The following is a 16,458-nucleotide window of genomic DNA, read 5'->3' on the forward strand; positions in this document are numbered from 1 at the left end:
ATTTAAGGAAATAAAATGAGATATCATCAATTAAAAGAAATTTATCAGCACGTAATGGAAATAAACCAAGAATTAAATGGCTTATATACCCATTTTTTAGAAAACACAAAGGATGAACGAACACGTATTTTTCTTCATTACATTATTGAAAAGCAAGCAGAAAATATTCTTGATATTCAAAAGTTAATTAGCGATGAAGCTATTGGAGTTCTTAGTACGTGGATTGATGAAGATATTGAACATAAGGTCTCAGAAAGCATTATCAGTTTTAAAGAAAATTCGGATGTTAACATTACTACTGTACTCGATGTAACGACACAAATAAGAGTTCAGCTAAACGAGTGGTTAAACGTTATCAAGGCACTAATGCCAAGTGAAACAGTGAAAACGCACCTTGAAAATTTAATTGAACTCCAATCGGCAAAATCTCAACAAATTATACATGCTGCTAATCGCATGGATGATATCTAAATAAATACTGGTTTGATAAATTAGTGTAAGCGTGCAACCTGAGAGTCAGCTTGTAATACCAACTTAATTCCATAAATAATCATCTGTTCAGGTTTTTCTGGCTCCATAAACGGGGAATTGATGATGAGTTTATTGTCATAACCTTGCCAGTTTATAGATGATATTTGGCTTGAATTTATAGGTAAGATAAAAGAGCGATGGCGTTTTAATGAATAGATTTTTGCTTTATTTCGAGAGTTTACATGCGATAAATATTGAATCCATTCACTATTTGGCGACCATTGCACACTAAATTTATTTTCTTTGGTATTAATAACGTTGTTTTCAATTAATTTACTCGCATTGTGTTCAATGCTATACACCCATAAATTTTGATCATTTTCGGTAAAGGTTAGGTATTTGTTGTTTGTAGACCAAGTAATATTCTTCAGTTTTTTTGCTCTTGGTATAAGGTGTTCAGCGACGAGTTCATTTTGCTGATTATAAATAGTTAAGTAGGTGGTATTATTTTTCTCATTAAAAAAAGCTTTTTGAGAAAAGTCATTATTCCAAACATCAATCAAGTTTTTATTATTAACGTTTGTGTTAACTTTTATATTAAAGTTGTTAGCATTAGTTACTGTACCCACCAATAAAAAAACAGATATTAATAGTAGACCAAATATAGTTTTCATTGCCTTTCTCCTTTATGGATTTGTTCTTTGTTAATTTATACTTCCCCCTGCATTTGAACTATTATTACTAATTATTATGTAAAAGTACTTACGACTTCCTTACCATATTGCAATAAAGCGAATATAGAGAACCTTACGATTTCCTTACCATGATGATTTTAATTAAATCTGTTTATTATCAATGGTTTGGAGTGTTGTTTTTGGTTTTTATTTTTTATGTAATGTTTATGGTAAAGACGTTGTTGATACTATAAGCTTTATATCAATAGATAAGGCTTATTAAGTTATTGGTACTAGAATGGCAAGCAAAGATCAGTTAAATGTAACCGATAAACAATACTCTTTTACCTTAGGTGAATGGGCCGTAGATAGCGGTTCAAATCAACTCATAAGTAAAGATAATAGTTTTACCATTGAGCCTAAAATGATGGATGTACTCATTTATCTATGTCAAAACGCGGGTCAAACTATTAGCGCAGAACAGTTGTTAATCGCTTGTTGGTCAGGTACTTTCTATGGCGATGCTCCTGTCCAAAAATGTATTGCGGGTCTAAGAAAAAAGTTAGGTTGTAATGCTAAGCAGCCGATATATATTGAAACTATCTATCGACGCGGTTATCGAATTATTAGTGATGTTGTTTTTAAAAATGAAACATCACACTTTGCTCCACGGCAGAGTCTTACACAATGGACCCATGGTTCACCATATATGGGTTTGAATACGTTTGATGAAAGTCATACGCCTATCTACTTTGGCAGAACAAAAGCGATTGCGGAAGTTATTCAAAGTTTAAAGCATTGTATTGAACGCCGTTGTCATTTTTTACTATTATTGGGGAAAAGTGGTAGTGGTAAATCGTCATTGATTCGAGCAGGGGTATTACCTTATTTAAACAGCGAAACCGGCTTTTCTCAATTGCGCGTAAAACAACATCATATTATAACGCCCAACCAAAGTATTCATGAATCACCTACGGCTACAATTATCAATGCTTTAAGTACATTATCTCTATTAAAGCCTGATATTGAATTGACGAACTTTATAAAGGAAGTAGAACAAACACCACGCAAACTAACGTCAGGATTATATACAAAAAGTCTCGTTCAAAACGGCCTAGTACACACTGGCGAATTAACAGAAAACATTGACGGTCCAAATAAAGTAAAAAATTACCAATTATTGGTTATTGATCAGTTTGAACAATTTTTACTGGATGATAATTTAGATACGCGTTTGAAAGAAAACCTGGTTCTTTGTATAAAGCAGTTAGCACAATGCGAAAATTTATTATGCATTGCCATGTTACGAAATGATTTTTATGCAGAATGTATCGACGTTAATGGTTTTCCTGATTTAAAAGATAATGGGCGTCAATACGACTTACAAGCCGCCAGCCCCATTGAAATTACAAGGATGATACGTAATCCAGCCATAGCTGCAGGCTTAACATTTGAAAAAGATGAAATAAGCGGCGAACAATTGGATGAGATATTACTGGCCGCAGCGGTTAAAAACCACGATGCTTTACCACTGTTAGAGTACACACTTGACTTGCTATACCAGCAACGTAGTAAAGATAACAAATTACTGCTTAGCGTTTATCATGATATGGGGGGAATGGAAGGGGCGATAGCTCAGCAAGCAGAAATCACCTTTAATCTTTTATCACCATCTGCGCAAAAATGCTGGGATAGTATAATGCACGCTTTAGTCAAAATAGACTACCGTAATAAACAGAGTATTACGGCACGAAAAGCACCAATAGCTATTTTTGTTGATCCCGCCGAAAAACAATTTATTCAAAGCTTTCTTGATGCGCATCTTTTCGTAACAATACTTCAGACATCAACAGGGGAGCAGCGTTACTTTCCTTCAAAAGCTAAAAATGAAAAAATAAATAGTGAAGTACAATTTATCACTATTGCTCATGAAGCCTTATTAAAGCATTGGCATAGAATTAGCAAATGGGTTAATGAAAATAGTGAAGCAATTTATAAGCGTGAACAATTGGCGGATGATTGTTTATATTGGTTAGAAAGTAATAAGTCTACTGACACTTTACTCAATTCAAAGCAAAAGATTTTAGACGATATTGAATTAAGTAAACGCTCGGGTATTCATCTAAATGCTAATGAAATCGAGTTTATTTCCAAATCTAAGCGGCACGAAAACAGAAAAAATAATTTCATTACTCTGTTTGTCTTAGTCATGATTGGTTTTAGTCTTTTAACGTGGTATCAATCAAGGCAGGTTGGTTATGAACGTGATGTCGCTTTATATCAAAGTAAAAAAGCTGATGCAATAGCCACATTTTTAACTAATATGTTTAAGGAAATCCAACCCCAAAAAGCAAAAGGTAAAGAAGTATTAGTTAAAGATATTTTGGTAAAAGCCAGTGAAAATATTACTGCTGATAATGCTTTAAAAAAACACCCTGAAATTGACGCGACTATTCAAACAGTCATTGCTGGTATTTATATAGATTTAGGGTTACTCGACGCAGCAGAAAAGCATTTAACTACAGCGTCAATATTCTATAACGACACTCAATTAAAGCAAACTAAAGAGTATTTAAATTTTTTAAATCAGTACATTCGTTTTTATGGTAATAAATTTGAATTCAACATTCAATTACCATTAATTAAAGAGTCTATCACGCTAAGTAAAGAGCTGTATGGTGAAAAAAGTAGTATATACCTTGGTTATTTAAGTAATTTAGGTGGTTTTTATCAGGATACGGGATCGCTAGAGAAAGCAAAAATAATATATACACAAGTTTATGAAAAACGAAAAAACCTTTGTGGTAATAAAAATAAAGATAGCATTCGTTCATTAAATCAATTGGGCACGATAGCTTACTGGCTAGGAGACTACGAAGAAGCTAAAGAGATGTACAACTTGTGTATTGAAAATAGTCGAGTTCTTTTAGGTGAATATGATCCATTAACATTAGTATGTTCCAGTAGCTTAGGTTCATTATATGAAGCTATGGGGCAATATCAATTAGCAGTGCCTATGATTAAAGCACATATTCAGCATGCATCAGTGGTCTTTGGAGAACGTCATATTACGGTATTAAGATCAATGCATAACCTTGCTGATAGTTACCGTGGTTTAGGTAAAGTAGCAGAGGCTGAACGGTTATTTAGAAAAACATTGCAATTAAGACAAGATATTCTAGGTCAAAGCCATATTGAAACCTTACAAACGCAAATGAAATTTTCACGTTTATTACGCTTGAATGCAAGCTATGACGAAGCACGACCTTTAATTGAAGATACGGTAAAAAAATTAACCTCCAAATTAGGTATAAAGCACCCAACCACGTTAACTGCATCACAGGAGCTTGCTAATCTTTATCTCGATAGTAATCAGTTGGATAAAGCACTAAGCTTATATCAAGAAGGGCTTAACTTTAAGATTGAGGTCTTAGGTGAGCACCACCCTGAGCTAAGAGGTCCTTTAATTGGTTTAGCACGGTTCTATTTATTAACAGGCGACAGTGACAAAGCTGAGATCTATTTAACACGATGCTTAACAATAATGAAAGAAAACAAAAATATTACGGATGAAGAGCTTATTAAAACATTGAACGCATTCATTATTCATTTTACTCAAACAAGTAATAATGATAAGCAGTATTTTTATCAAAAAGTGTTAGCATCTTTACAATAATAGTCTTATAAAAAGACCTTGTAACAAAATCTGTGTAACTGCCTATCATTAGTACCCAACTAGGGTTTAGGATAGTCAGATTACGAATAAAAAAAATAGAACTTGAACTAGAAGCATTTATTTATCAGTAGGTTAGTTTTTAGATAAAGATAATAATGAAAAATATAAAATAATCTAACATTTATTCAGTCGTATCTAGTAAAGTTGATATAAAGCATAATTAATATAAAACATAGCGCAATGGTAATACATGTTAGAAACTCATTTAAAGGAAGCTAAATTAATGACCAATCCTTTGATTATTCCTATTTTGGAGTATTTAAAAAAACAACATAGTGCATGCTCATTAATTGATTTAGTTAACCTTTGTAAAGATGATCTTATTTCCCTTATTGGTAAAGAAGAAGACCCTCAAGTTATTCTTTTTCAGAAGAACTTTTTTGTTATGAACGCCTTATATCAAATTCAACGTGATATTCAAACGGAAGGTTTCTTACTCACTATTTTTCCATTAGAAATTTGTCTTATTGCTAAAAACGCAGCAAATGAACATAGCTTAACCACACGTGATACTGATTTAGCTCACTATTATTTAGCTTGGTCTAATTTGAATAACATCACTGTTGACGACGTTAACGCACTCTTTGCAAGCTTTTGGCAAAAGTATCGCGCGGTTGATAAAGTTGATGCAGCGTTGACTATATTAGGCCTAGAGAAAGATGTAAATTGGCTGGATATTCGTCAGGCTTACAAAAGCAAAGTCACTATGAGCCACCCAGATAAAGGAGGCTGTCCAGAAGATTTTATTGAAATTCGTAAAGCTTATGAAATATTAAGCGTTAGTTATCGAAGTTGAATGCTAAATTTAATTGATGACTCTGTAATGATTGAACTTTATATAACAACAAGGTTGTTATACCAATCGGACTAATTAATTGATCACTTAGCGAGAATTAAAAGGCTTAGAGGCAAGGCATTGATTGCAGAGAATGGTTATTCCCTTGTCAAAATCAATAACGCGGCATATAAGCCTTATAAACTCGCCCTTCGGGAGCTCATTAGCAAACTGATAACCGCACAAAATGAATGAAATATAGAATGACTATAATTAACTCATTGTGTTTGTTCTAAGCTCGCTAATGTAGCTCTAAGTTGGTCAATTTAATAATCCGTTTGGTATTAGAGGGAAGATCAGATCTTTAAATAACCAGCCTGTTTATTTTTGAATAGTTATTACTCATAAACTGCACAACCGTTGGCTGAGCAGTTTATGATATTTTATTTTTACTACCTAATTTTTCCAATTAAATTTTATCAACGTTAACGTAGTAGAGTTTAACTTATTTAATTTGAAATCAACTCACTTATTAGCTGCTATAAATCGGTTAATTTCAGCTTCAACCATGGTTAGTGGTAATGCACCATTGCCTAGTAAAGCATCATGAAAATCAGGAAGGTTGAATTTTTCGCCTAGTGCTGTTTCTGCTTTATTTCTAAGCTTCCAAATAGCAATCTCGCCTAATTTATATGAAAGTGCTTGTCCAGGCCACGATATATAGCGATCTACTTCAGCTCTTACATTCGCTTCAGATAACGAAGTGTTACTGGCAAGAAAATCGATACCTTGCTGTCTACTCCAACCTTGAGAATGTATGCCTGTATCAATAACCAAACGACAGGCTCGCCACATTTCGTAACTTAAGCGGCCAAAATGATCATAGGGTGTGTCGTAAACGCCCATTTCAACACCTAACTTTTCTGAATATAATCCCCAACCTTCACCATATGCACTAAAATAAAGCCCTAAACGAAATTTAGGTACATTTTTTAGTTCACTTGAAATAGCTGACTGATGATGATGACCTGGTACTGCTTCGTGTAATGTGAGTGCGGTAAGTTCGTATAAAGGGCGTTGATCCAGTTGATAAGTATTTAACCAGTATGCGCCGCCACGATTACCACCAATAACAGCACCATTATATGAAGCGGTTGTATAATTGGGCGCTATTTCTTTAGGTACGGGTACTACGCCGTAGGGTAAACGTGGTAGCTTTCCAAAGAACTCAGGCATTACATAATCAATACGTTTGGCAACGTAAGAAGCTTCTTTTAATAAGTCTTTCGCAGATTTAGCATAGAATTGCGGATCAGTTCGAAGAAATTGAGTAAACTCTTCAAAAGAGCCTTTGAAGTTAAGGTCCTTGATGATTTGGTCCATTTCTTCACGAATACGCTTTACTTCGTTAAGCCCTATTTGATGTATTTCTTGTGCCGTAATGTCTGTTAATGTGGTGTAGGTTTTAATTTGGTGAGCATAATAGGCTTTGCCATTATTCATTTGTTCTGCGCCAAGGTTTTCAGGCGCTGCTTTTAAGTATTCACCACCAAAAAATTCAGCAAATGTTTCAAACGCCGGTATCGCCGATTTTGATATCGCTTGTTTAGCGCTTGCTCTAAGCTGTGCTTTTGTTTCTTCTGAAAGCGTGTTATTCATCTTTAAAAATGGTTTATATAAACTGCTTTTTGTTGGATCTTTATATATTTGTGCTTTAACGGTAGGAAGGATCCCTTCAATAACTATTTTTGGCAGGGTAAAATTGGTTTCAATTCCTGTGTGCATATTCTCAATGTTTTCGTTGAAATACCTTGGTATTTCATTTAATCGAGCAATATAGTCTTGATAGTCTTTAGTATTACTCATTACTAAACCATTACCCATACTAAGAACCGATAGAAAAAAGCTACTGAAGGTATTTAGTGGGATACGAGATAAGTTTAATTGATAGCGACTGATAGAATCTTCAATCACCCATTTTAGTAATTGGTGGTTAATTCGATTTTCGTCGGTAAGTTGTTCAATGTCTATGCTCGATAATCGGCTAAGAAATTCCTGTTCTGCGACAAGGCGATTATTGTTATCTTTTGGTGATACACGAGGAAGTAAATGATTATATTCACTTAATCCAGAACGAGTCGCAGATAAAGGACTTTCTTTTAAAGAATAATCCCATCTTTCATTAATTATTTCTGTTAGCTTTTCATTGGCATTTATAGTTACTTGCTCATTAGCAAATGAACAGCTGCTATAAACAAAAAGCCACAGACAGGTAAGCAAACTTCGGATTTTATAATTTTTAGTTACGTTATTGTATTTCATTGTTTTCCTAATTTTTTGCAGGTATAAATATTTTAAGGTAATTAAAGTAATCGAGATTAACAATACTATTTGAGCATATTTACTATGAAGAGAGGCTTACATTTTAGGTCTTTAACAATGACGCTAGTCGTTCTTGTTAGCCAGACTAATTAGCTTAATCTTTTCAGCTAATGACTCTTTATTAATAGATTGTATTGTTTATAGGTAAGTTGATCTACCTACTAGAGCTTTATTTTTATCTGTCGTAATAATATGACTTATTAGACATAGGATTAAAGAGCGGTAGGGTAATGATTAAACAAACGTGATAAGTACCACCCTTAACAACATTACTGTATAATCTCGCCTAATTTAGTAGATCCTTTGCAAAGACCTTAACTTTGCTATAAAGGTAGTAAAATATTATTTATCACGTTGATATTACTTATCCTGAACTCGGTTTAAGATGTTTTTAATTTATTAAACCGAACTCAGGTTACTTATTAAACGATAAGTTAATTTATCGATAAAGCTGCAAGTTCAAGTTGAATTAACTCACTTGATATAACATTACCCGAAAATATGCATAAACCTTTAATTACTCAACAACCTTTATCCAACTCTAAAATTAAAATTGCCATTATTGGCGGCGGCGTTGCAGGATCGACTATTGCATTACGTTTTGCTGAATTAGGTTTAGATACTACCTTGATAGAAAAAGGACCGAGTTTGGTTAACGGCCCTCCTATTTGTCATTTACATGCGGGTGGCAACCTATATCGTGAAATCAGTGATGAGCAGTGTTTGGTTTTATTGCAGCAATCAATTGATACGGTTAAAGTTTACCCTCACAGTGTCAATATTCGCCCCACGGTGATTGCGTTACCTAAAACAGACAATGGTGAGCCAGAAGACTTATTACCCCGTTTAGAAAAATTGCGTGCTAAATATCAAGAATTAGTTAATAAAGACAATCGTAATCAAGTATTGGGTAAACCAGCGGATTATTTTCGCTTTTATTCTCGTGCTGAGCTTGAGGTATTACAGCGAAAAGCAATACCAGAAAAAGCGGCAGATGCGAGTGATTGGTTAATTTCATTTGCGCAAAACGTTGATTTAAACAAGCTTAAGTTTCCGGTGTTGTTAGTACAAGAATATGGCTTGTCCGCATTTCGTTTTGCAGCCATTGTTAGTTTAGCTATAGAGCGTTTACCTACGTGTCACCTGCAAACAAATAATCAAGTTGTTGGGCTCACTCAACAAACAGATAAACCAGGTTGGCAGGTATCAACAAAGCAACATGGCAGTGATATTGTTCAGCATAAAAATTATGATTATGTCATTAATGCCTGCGGTTTCAAAACCGGTGAAATTGATGACATGGTAAGTGCCAAACGTAAGCGCATGGTTGAATTTAAAGCCGCTTATGTTGCACATTGGCCGCAATGTCATGGTATATGGCCTGAAATTGTCTTTTATGGTGAGCGGGGAACGCCGCAAGGTATGGCACAATTAACGCCTTACCCAGACGGATATTTTCAATTACATGGCATGACGCAAGACATCACACTTTTTGATCAAGGTTTAGTGGCTAGCTCGGTTAATAGTGCTCAGCCTAAATTAGCCAAACGCTTTATAGAAAAAATTGATAAACAGTGGCCTGAGCAATTAATTCAAAACAGAACGCTAGGTTCAATTGAACATATGGCGCAGTTTCTGCCAGAATTTAGTTCAGCGACTGTGGCGGCAAAACCACTTTTTGGGGCACAACAAATCCCGGGCGAAGATGCTAATTTACGGACTGCAGATGTATCTTTTTATGGTCAACATTACGCTCGTGCTGAAATAGTGAAAGCCTCTTCAGCTTTAGACGCCGCCGATGCGATCTTAAAGAATTTTATTGATTGTGGACTTATTGCTGAGCAATTAATGTATGCAGATGAGAAATTAGCAAAAATAGGCATAAACTATTTAACAGAACATTACTTTCCTGTTAGCTTGAAATGCTCTGAAACTGAAGTAACAGAGCGAGCTATAGCGTTAGCACAGCAGCGAGATTATCCTGTGGCGTTAGCGAAGAATCTTTAATCTTTAATCTATAATTGATTTGGCGATTTGGCGATTTGGCGCTTAGCGTAAGTCAGTTTGTTATTTGAATCTAAGTTTTAATTAGTATGACGCAATTAACACTTAGCTTATATTGCTTAATCAAAAGCTGCTGAAGTGAATTCAGGGAAAGTATTAAAACACCATTGTGGATTATATTGTGCGATATCTTCACCGTAATTATAACCATAAGTAAAACCAACACTGTCTATGTTAGCTGCTTTTGCGGCTAGAATATCATTTTTAGAATCACCAATCATTAAGCACTGGTCTGCGGTAACATCAAGCTGCTTTAAGGCTAATAAAAGTGGTGCAGGGTTAGGTTTCTTTTCTGGTAAGGTGTCGCCACCAATCAATATTTCGAACATATCACCAATACCTAAGCCTGAGAGTATTGGCTGAATTAACTTTTCAGGTTTATTGGTGATTATCGCTAAACGAAAACCCGCTTTTTTTAAAGTAAGCAAACCTTCTTTAACACCATAATATAAAACAGAATTGACACATATACATTGTTGATAATGCCTTAAGAAAATAGCTAAAGTATCTTCAACTACTGTGCGATCGAGTTCTTTATTAATATTGGTTGAGCCAGATAACGCACGCTCTATTAATGCTTTAGCGCCATTACCTACCCACTGACGAATAGTATTTTCATCAAATGCCGGTTTATTTAGATCTTTTAGGGTGCTATTAACTGCCAAAGCAATATCGGGCGCGCTATCAACCAATGTGCCGTCAAGATCGAAAAGTAATACCTGTTTTTGTTTTATACTCATGAAGATCTCAATTAACATTTTAATTTAGTGGTTATTTACACGATTATATCATTTAGGCTTCATCGTATATGAAAAATATAACAGTGTTTGAAAACTTTGTGTTAAAGCTCGTATTACACGAGCTTAAGTAGAAAAGTTATAATGCTACTGACTGACATTATTTCGGCCTTTCTTTTTAGCGCGATATAGTGCTAAATCAGCATTTTTTAATGCTTGCTCAAAACTTTGTTTTGGCTCTCTTTGTGCTACACCAATTGATACTGCAACATTGACCGTTTTGTTATTATTCTTTTTGGTGTTCCTACTCTTTTTATCTGTTCGTTTATCGCTACGAATCACCATGTCGTAATTAGCAATACTTTGACGTAGTTTGTCTAGCTCAGGAATAGCTTGCTCGGCTGTTTTTCTTGGAAAAACAACAGTAAATTCTTCGCCGCCATAGCGATAAATTTTACCACTACTACGCATTTCAGCCATTCTTGCTGCTACCAGCTTTAGCACTTCATCACCAATGTCATGTCCGTAGGTATCATTAAATTTTTTAAAATGATCAATATCAAGCATAGCCACTGTGTATTTACGCCCCAGTGATAAGGCGAGTTGGTTTAATGCACGACGAGTAGGTAATCCAGTTAAATCATCGCGGTAAGCTAAATAGTACGAGTCAGTGCTAACGGCAAGTAAATATAGTGCAGACATCACTATGGCAATAAGCGTCCAAGGTAAAGCAATAATATTTAGCTGATTTAGACACCAAACAATAAAGGTAATCAGTAGCGCTGTGAGTGTTAAATCGTGATTACTAATACTACGCCATACCAATAAAAGGCCCAACAAGCCAAGTGGTATGATAATAGGAACGTAAGGTAAAACTGATGTCCATAATGGCGTTTGTGGTATTAAGCTATGTAAACTTTGGCTCAGCTGTAGCCAATAAAAAGTTATCGCGGCACATAAACCAATAAATATAAGCCTACTGACGATATGAACAGATAAAAGTGCGCGATCTTTTATTAAAGCCAATAGCATAAATAAACTAGCGCCATATAAAAGTAGCCATTGTGTATTTAGCATTAAAGGTTTTGTGTTAATAGACGGAGAGTTTGTTGTAACTAAAAATGCCAGCCATAAGCCGCATAAAATAGCAATTCTACTGCGATTAAATTGGGTTGCAAAGATAGCAGTAACGATCAGTAATGGATAAACCAAATAATTGATTAACGTTAATTGACTTTGCCACTGTATTTGAAAGTGAATTAATAATGAGAATAAGCCTGTAACTGCCATTAAACATAAAAATGTAGACTTCATCCCTTTTAACTTAACCAACTGATACTCCAAAACTTCTACTTAAATAAAGTCACCATTGTATTGATATACTAATTGCTTTTCTAGTTTTAGATTCGATAAAAAAAATACACGCTCTGAAGTCGGTTATTTTAAGGCGAAATAAAAAAGGGGGGCTAGGTTTTGAGATTACTATTAGCTAGACAATTTTATGCATTAGCGCTACTTTTATATAATAAAAGCATTTTTGATAACAAAAAAATGGGTAGATGCAGATGGATACCAGTATATGAATAAAGAATTATTCACTTTGTATATTGAAAGTGTAGCACTTGATGATTTAAATAAAGGTTTACAGCTAGCTCAGGGTAAAGGAGCAAAAAGCTTAATGCTGCTAATTTGTAGCCAAAATGAATACAACGAAAAAGCACTGACGTTATTGTTAACAGGTTGTTCGTTACCCGTTTTTGGCGGAATGTACCCTATGATTACTCACCAAACTGCTTTGTATAAACAAGGAGCTTTAATTATAGGTTTTAAAGAGGTTTATCAAACGTCACTTTTTTCTGACTTAGATCAAGTCAGTGATGAAGATGAATTAGAAGAACAGATCAATAGAGTATTAGAAAAAAATGAAAATCTTAATCATCAAGATGATTTCTTAATGTTTTATGATGGCTTAATGACTAATATCGAAGATTTCATTGATTGCCTTTTTGATTGTCTCGATCATACTATTTCTATTGCTGGAGGTGGAGCGGGCTATTTAGATTTCGTTCAACGGCCAAGTGTTATTACCAATAACGGTATCTATAGTAATTCAGTATTGCTCGTTTCCTTACCTTCTAAAATAACGACAAGTATTGCTCATGGTTGGCAAATATTGGAAGGGCCTTTTTTAGCCTCGGAGGTACACGAACAAACAGTACTAAGCTTAAATTATCAAGCAGCATTTGACGTTTATGCCCAAGCCATAGAAATTAATAGTCATTACAAGTTTGATAGCGGTAACTTTCACGATATTACCAAACACTTTCCATTAGGTATTGAAGATATCAATAATAATTTAATTGTTCGCGATCCTGTTTTAGCGATTAATGGTCACTTACAATGTGTTGGTAAAATAGCTATTAACTCTATGGTATATTTACTTCATGGCAGTGAAGATAACTTAATTAATGCAGCTGAAGAAGCCGCAATTGAAGTTTTTTCAAACATCAATGGTAGCCAACAAGCATCAATGATGTTCGACTGTGTAAGTAGAGTGTTATATATGGAAGATAGGTATAATCAGGAGCTACAAGTCATTAGTAAACACAATAAATCTTCTGAATTATTTGGTGTACTCTCCATTGGCGAAATTGCTAACGGTCAAAGTGGTGCGCTTAGTCTTCTTAACCGATCAATTGTCATTAGTACCTGGTAATAAATAGGTAATTTATGAATAAAGCCTTATCACTTATTTCGTTGCAACATGAACTCGCCATGGCTATTGGCAATAAACTTGACTTAAAAGCCATGGTAAAAGTATTTTTAAAAGTGTGCTTTAGCCGTTTAAATTTAACCAGTACTCACTTTTATGTTTATTGCGATGAAAATGGCGTTCCGAGGAAAATAGAAACAATAGCAGAAGGTGATTATCGTAATTTATTAAGTATCCCAAAAATCAATTCAGGTAAACCATGGCAAGACTGCTTGAAATTATCAAGCTTTGTTAAACAATTAAATAAGCAGCAAGAGACGATAGCAATGGAATACGATAATGGCCATCAATTATATGGTTTTATCGTACCTGGACATGGTTTTTTAGTTTTTGAAACGCATTATATTCTTGCTATGGATGTTCAAAAGGCGTTATCTCCTATTTTAAATAAATTAGCGACAAGTTGTTATGCGTCCTTAATACATGATTCTTTGGTCAAAGAAATACACTCTAGACAGCTTATTGAAGAAAAACTTGCTTTTCAATCACAACATGATGGCTTAACTGGCTTATTCAATCGACAACATATTAAGAAACTACTTAAAAATGCTATTGAGCAGACCAGTATCAAAGCAGAGTATGGTTGTACTATATTTATTGATTTAAATAAGTTTAAGCCTATTAATGATGCTATGGGGCATAGTATTGGCGATCTCATACTAATAACCTTAGCAAATAGACTTAATTCTTTAAGTAATGAAAATGTTCATGTTGGACGTTTTGGTGGCGATGAGTTCATCATTATTTTGCAGGGGCTAGATCAAAATTATCAACAGGTAGCTAATTTATTTATTAAAGAAATTAACCAAGCGATAGAAGAACCTTTCATTATTAAAGATAATTCATATAAGCTTAATTGTAGTATTGGCTATGTGTTTTTCCCATTACAAAAGAGTACTGCTAGTAGCCTAATTAAATTTGCTGATATTGCCATGTATGAAGCAAAACGTGAAAAGAATTTGCAAGGCAAGCAATATCATCCTGCAATGTCAGACAAAATAAACAAACGACTTGCGTATGTCGACGATATGAAAAAAGGATTAATAGCAAAAGAGTTTGAATTGTATTACCAGCCCCAATTTAACCATCATAATGAAATTATTGGGGCAGAAGCATTATTACGTTGGAATCACCCGGAACATGGTATTGAATCCCCTGCTATCTATATTCCTATCGCTGAAGAAAGTGATTTAATTTTATATATTGGTCAATGGGTGCTTGAACAAGCATGTCGTGATATTAAAAAACTAGAACAACGTGGGCTACCGCAAAGTTTTGGTGCAATCTCTATTAATGTCAGCGCTAAACAATTAATAGAGAACAATTTTCAAAGTAAAATCATGACGGCTATTGAGCAAAACAATATTTCAGCTAATCGTTTAGCTTTGGAATTAACAGAGAGCTTATTAATAGAAAATATTACTGATTCCATTGAACTGATTGCATCTTTAAAAGCCAAAGGAATTGCGTGCGGTATTGATGATTTTGGCACGGGTTATTCGTCTTTAACTTACTTAAAGCTTATACCCGCAAGTATATTAAAAATAGATCGATCTTTCGTGTCCAGCATAGAAGAAAGTGATGAAAGCCTAGCGATTGTTAATATGATTATCAGTTTGGGGAAGGCGCTTAATATGGCTGTTTTAGCCGAAGGCGTTGAAACCCTAGAAGAATTAAATTGTTTGAAAAAACTCGGCTGTTATCAATATCAAGGGTACTTTTTTAATAAAGCGTTACCTTTTGAAGAATTCTGTCAGTTATTCGATGCACAAAAATAAGATAATAGTAAACTAAGCTCACTTTACCTTAGAATCAAGCTTTCTCTTTTTGACTGTTCAGGTATTAAGGTATTAAGATAGCCGAGAGGCTAATTAGTGTTAATTGGCTAGTTGTTTAATTAAATAACCCGCTTTACGTTTCTTTACTAAATAAGGAGTATTATATTTATCTACTCTTCTTTTTATTATGATTACATTATATGACCTTTATTCACGCTAACTTTCTACATGCTACTTCATTAAAAAATTCGATTGTCGTTTTTTTAATAACTTTATTTATTTTATCTGGTTGCAGTAGTAAATATGACAATAAGATAACAGAAGTGTTTAGAAGTAATATTGTAGATGATACAAAAATGTTTTCTTTTTCATTAATTTTTGTATACAAGACTACGCCACAAGACGATAGCAACGAGGGTAAATCACACAAGCAAGCCAAAGAAAAGGGAAAAGGCAAAAAGGGAGATAAAGGCGGTGAACGACCTAATAAACAAGAATCAAAAAGTTCGAATAAAAGTAACAAACGAGACAGTCAAATGACCAATGAACTTGAAACTCGTTTAGTTGAAAAACTTGAAGAAAATGGTTACTGCCGAAAAGGATTTTTTGAACTGAATCGTACACTTAACAAGTCAATTTACACTATACATGGTGAGTGTAATGAGAGCGCAACAGCTGCCGATAGAAAAAACTTTATAAAGCAGGCTGAACGATGAAATTGACATTACTGTTGATGGATTTTAAGTAGTGATATGTAAACTTACTCAGTAAAATTAATATTGACTTCAATTAATAGAAGGGTGGGGTATAAATGAATATACATATCCTTCTTAAAGGTCATAAATACCAATAATTATAAGTATTAATGTGGATATTTTAAATGATAAATCAATAGATAGAATAGAGATAAACGTTCTCTATAATACCAGTACCGAAATACCAGTACCGACAATAGACTTTAGTTAACTGAGAATTAAACATGCCAACTAATTAACCTCAGATCGGGTTAAGCCCTAACCATAGCATTCTTCTCTACGTCATTAATATTAAGGGTTGGCTTATTTTCTT

At 34.2% G+C, this 16,458-nt stretch carries 11 protein-coding genes; 7 read left to right on the top strand and 4 right to left on the bottom strand.

All coding sequences use genetic code 11. From position 1 onward, the window contains the following. Positions 1-15: 15 nt before the first annotated feature. Positions 16-471: a hypothetical protein gene (locus Q4503_RS06095; protein WP_303601696.1), complete on the top strand. Its 456-nt coding sequence runs from the start codon at positions 16-18 to the stop codon at positions 469-471. A gap of 20 nt (positions 472-491) precedes the next feature. Here the strand turns inward: Q4503_RS06095 and Q4503_RS06100 are convergent, their stop codons facing one another. Then, positions 492-1,145: a hypothetical protein gene (locus tag Q4503_RS06100; protein WP_303601697.1), complete on the bottom strand. Its 654-nt coding sequence runs from the start codon at positions 1,143-1,145 to the stop codon at positions 492-494. Positions 1,146-1,443: 298 nt separating this feature from the next. Here Q4503_RS06100 and Q4503_RS06105 point away from each other — a divergent pair, with 298 nt between their 5' ends. Both Q4503_RS06105 and Q4503_RS06110 read left to right on the top strand, forming a co-directional pair. Beyond that, positions 1,444-4,821 carry a tetratricopeptide repeat protein gene (locus Q4503_RS06105; protein ID WP_303601698.1) on the top strand — a complete coding sequence of 1,126 codons (3,378 nt, stop codon included), beginning with the start codon at positions 1,444-1,446 and terminating at the stop codon, positions 4,819-4,821. Between the two features lie 283 nt (positions 4,822-5,104). Continuing rightward, on the top strand, positions 5,105-5,677 hold the full coding sequence (locus Q4503_RS06110; protein ID WP_303601699.1) for a DNA-J related domain-containing protein: 573 nt from the start codon (positions 5,105-5,107) through the stop codon (positions 5,675-5,677). Between the two features lie 504 nt (positions 5,678-6,181). Here the strand turns inward: Q4503_RS06110 and Q4503_RS06115 are convergent. Beyond that, a complete protein-coding gene (locus tag Q4503_RS06115; protein ID WP_303601700.1) occupies positions 6,182-7,978 on the bottom strand; it encodes a DUF885 family protein in 1,797 nt (598 codons plus the stop codon). A gap of 561 nt (positions 7,979-8,539) precedes the next feature. Here Q4503_RS06115 and Q4503_RS06120 point away from each other — a divergent pair. Beyond that, positions 8,540-10,045 carry an FAD-dependent oxidoreductase gene (locus tag Q4503_RS06120; protein ID WP_215972494.1) on the top strand — a complete coding sequence of 502 codons (1,506 nt, stop codon included), beginning with the start codon at positions 8,540-8,542 and terminating at the stop codon, positions 10,043-10,045. A 116-nt stretch (positions 10,046-10,161) separates the two neighbouring features. Here Q4503_RS06120 and Q4503_RS06125 read toward each other — a convergent pair whose 3' ends face one another. Both Q4503_RS06125 and Q4503_RS06130 read right to left on the bottom strand, forming a co-directional pair. Next, a complete protein-coding gene (locus Q4503_RS06125; protein ID WP_303601701.1) occupies positions 10,162-10,842 on the bottom strand; it encodes a phosphoglycolate phosphatase in 681 nt (226 codons plus the stop codon). Between the two features lie 144 nt (positions 10,843-10,986). After that, positions 10,987-12,153, bottom strand: coding sequence for a diguanylate cyclase (locus tag Q4503_RS06130; protein WP_303601702.1), 1,167 nt, complete (start codon positions 12,151-12,153; stop codon positions 10,987-10,989). A 265-nt stretch (positions 12,154-12,418) separates the two neighbouring features. Between Q4503_RS06130 and Q4503_RS06135 the strand changes: the two genes are divergently transcribed. The 3 genes from Q4503_RS06135 to Q4503_RS06145 all read left to right on the top strand — a co-directional run bounded on the left by Q4503_RS06135 (position 12,419) and on the right by Q4503_RS06145 (position 16,106). Beyond that, positions 12,419-13,555 (top strand): FIST signal transduction protein, encoded by a 1,137-nt coding sequence (locus Q4503_RS06135; protein ID WP_303601703.1) that lies wholly within the window; start codon positions 12,419-12,421, stop codon positions 13,553-13,555. 14 nt (positions 13,556-13,569) lie between these two features. Next, positions 13,570-15,390, top strand: coding sequence for a bifunctional diguanylate cyclase/phosphodiesterase (locus tag Q4503_RS06140; protein WP_303601704.1), 1,821 nt, complete (start codon positions 13,570-13,572; stop codon positions 15,388-15,390). A gap of 200 nt (positions 15,391-15,590) precedes the next feature. Further along, on the top strand, positions 15,591-16,106 hold the full coding sequence (locus tag Q4503_RS06145; protein ID WP_303601705.1) for a hypothetical protein: 516 nt from the start codon (positions 15,591-15,593) through the stop codon (positions 16,104-16,106). Positions 16,107-16,458 lie beyond the last annotated feature (352 nt).

Origin of the sequence: Colwellia sp. 6_MG-2023 (genome assembly GCF_030547765.1) — a bacterium.
GTDB lineage: Bacteria > Pseudomonadota > Gammaproteobacteria > Enterobacterales > Alteromonadaceae > Colwellia.

Excerpts from the sequence above, each read along its gene's own strand:
- Q4503_RS06095 (WP_303601696.1), top strand. The coding sequence starts at position 16 with ATGAGATATCATCAATTAAAAGAAATTTATCAGCACGTAATGGAAATA.
- Q4503_RS06100 (WP_303601697.1), bottom strand. The coding sequence starts at position 1,145 with ATGAAAACTATATTTGGTCTACTATTAATATCTGTTTTTTTATTGGTG.
- Q4503_RS06105 (WP_303601698.1), top strand. The coding sequence starts at position 1,444 with ATGGCAAGCAAAGATCAGTTAAATGTAACCGATAAACAATACTCTTTT.
- Q4503_RS06110 (WP_303601699.1), top strand. The coding sequence starts at position 5,105 with ATGACCAATCCTTTGATTATTCCTATTTTGGAGTATTTAAAAAAACAA.
- Q4503_RS06115 (WP_303601700.1), bottom strand. The coding sequence starts at position 7,978 with ATGAAATACAATAACGTAACTAAAAATTATAAAATCCGAAGTTTGCTT.
- Q4503_RS06120 (WP_215972494.1), top strand. The coding sequence starts at position 8,540 with ATGCATAAACCTTTAATTACTCAACAACCTTTATCCAACTCTAAAATT.
- Q4503_RS06125 (WP_303601701.1), bottom strand. The coding sequence starts at position 10,842 with ATGAGTATAAAACAAAAACAGGTATTACTTTTCGATCTTGACGGCACA.
- Q4503_RS06130 (WP_303601702.1), bottom strand. The coding sequence starts at position 12,153 with ATGAAGTCTACATTTTTATGTTTAATGGCAGTTACAGGCTTATTCTCA.
- Q4503_RS06135 (WP_303601703.1), top strand. The coding sequence starts at position 12,419 with ATGAATAAAGAATTATTCACTTTGTATATTGAAAGTGTAGCACTTGAT.
- Q4503_RS06140 (WP_303601704.1), top strand. The coding sequence starts at position 13,570 with ATGAATAAAGCCTTATCACTTATTTCGTTGCAACATGAACTCGCCATG.
- Q4503_RS06145 (WP_303601705.1), top strand. The coding sequence starts at position 15,591 with ATGACCTTTATTCACGCTAACTTTCTACATGCTACTTCATTAAAAAAT.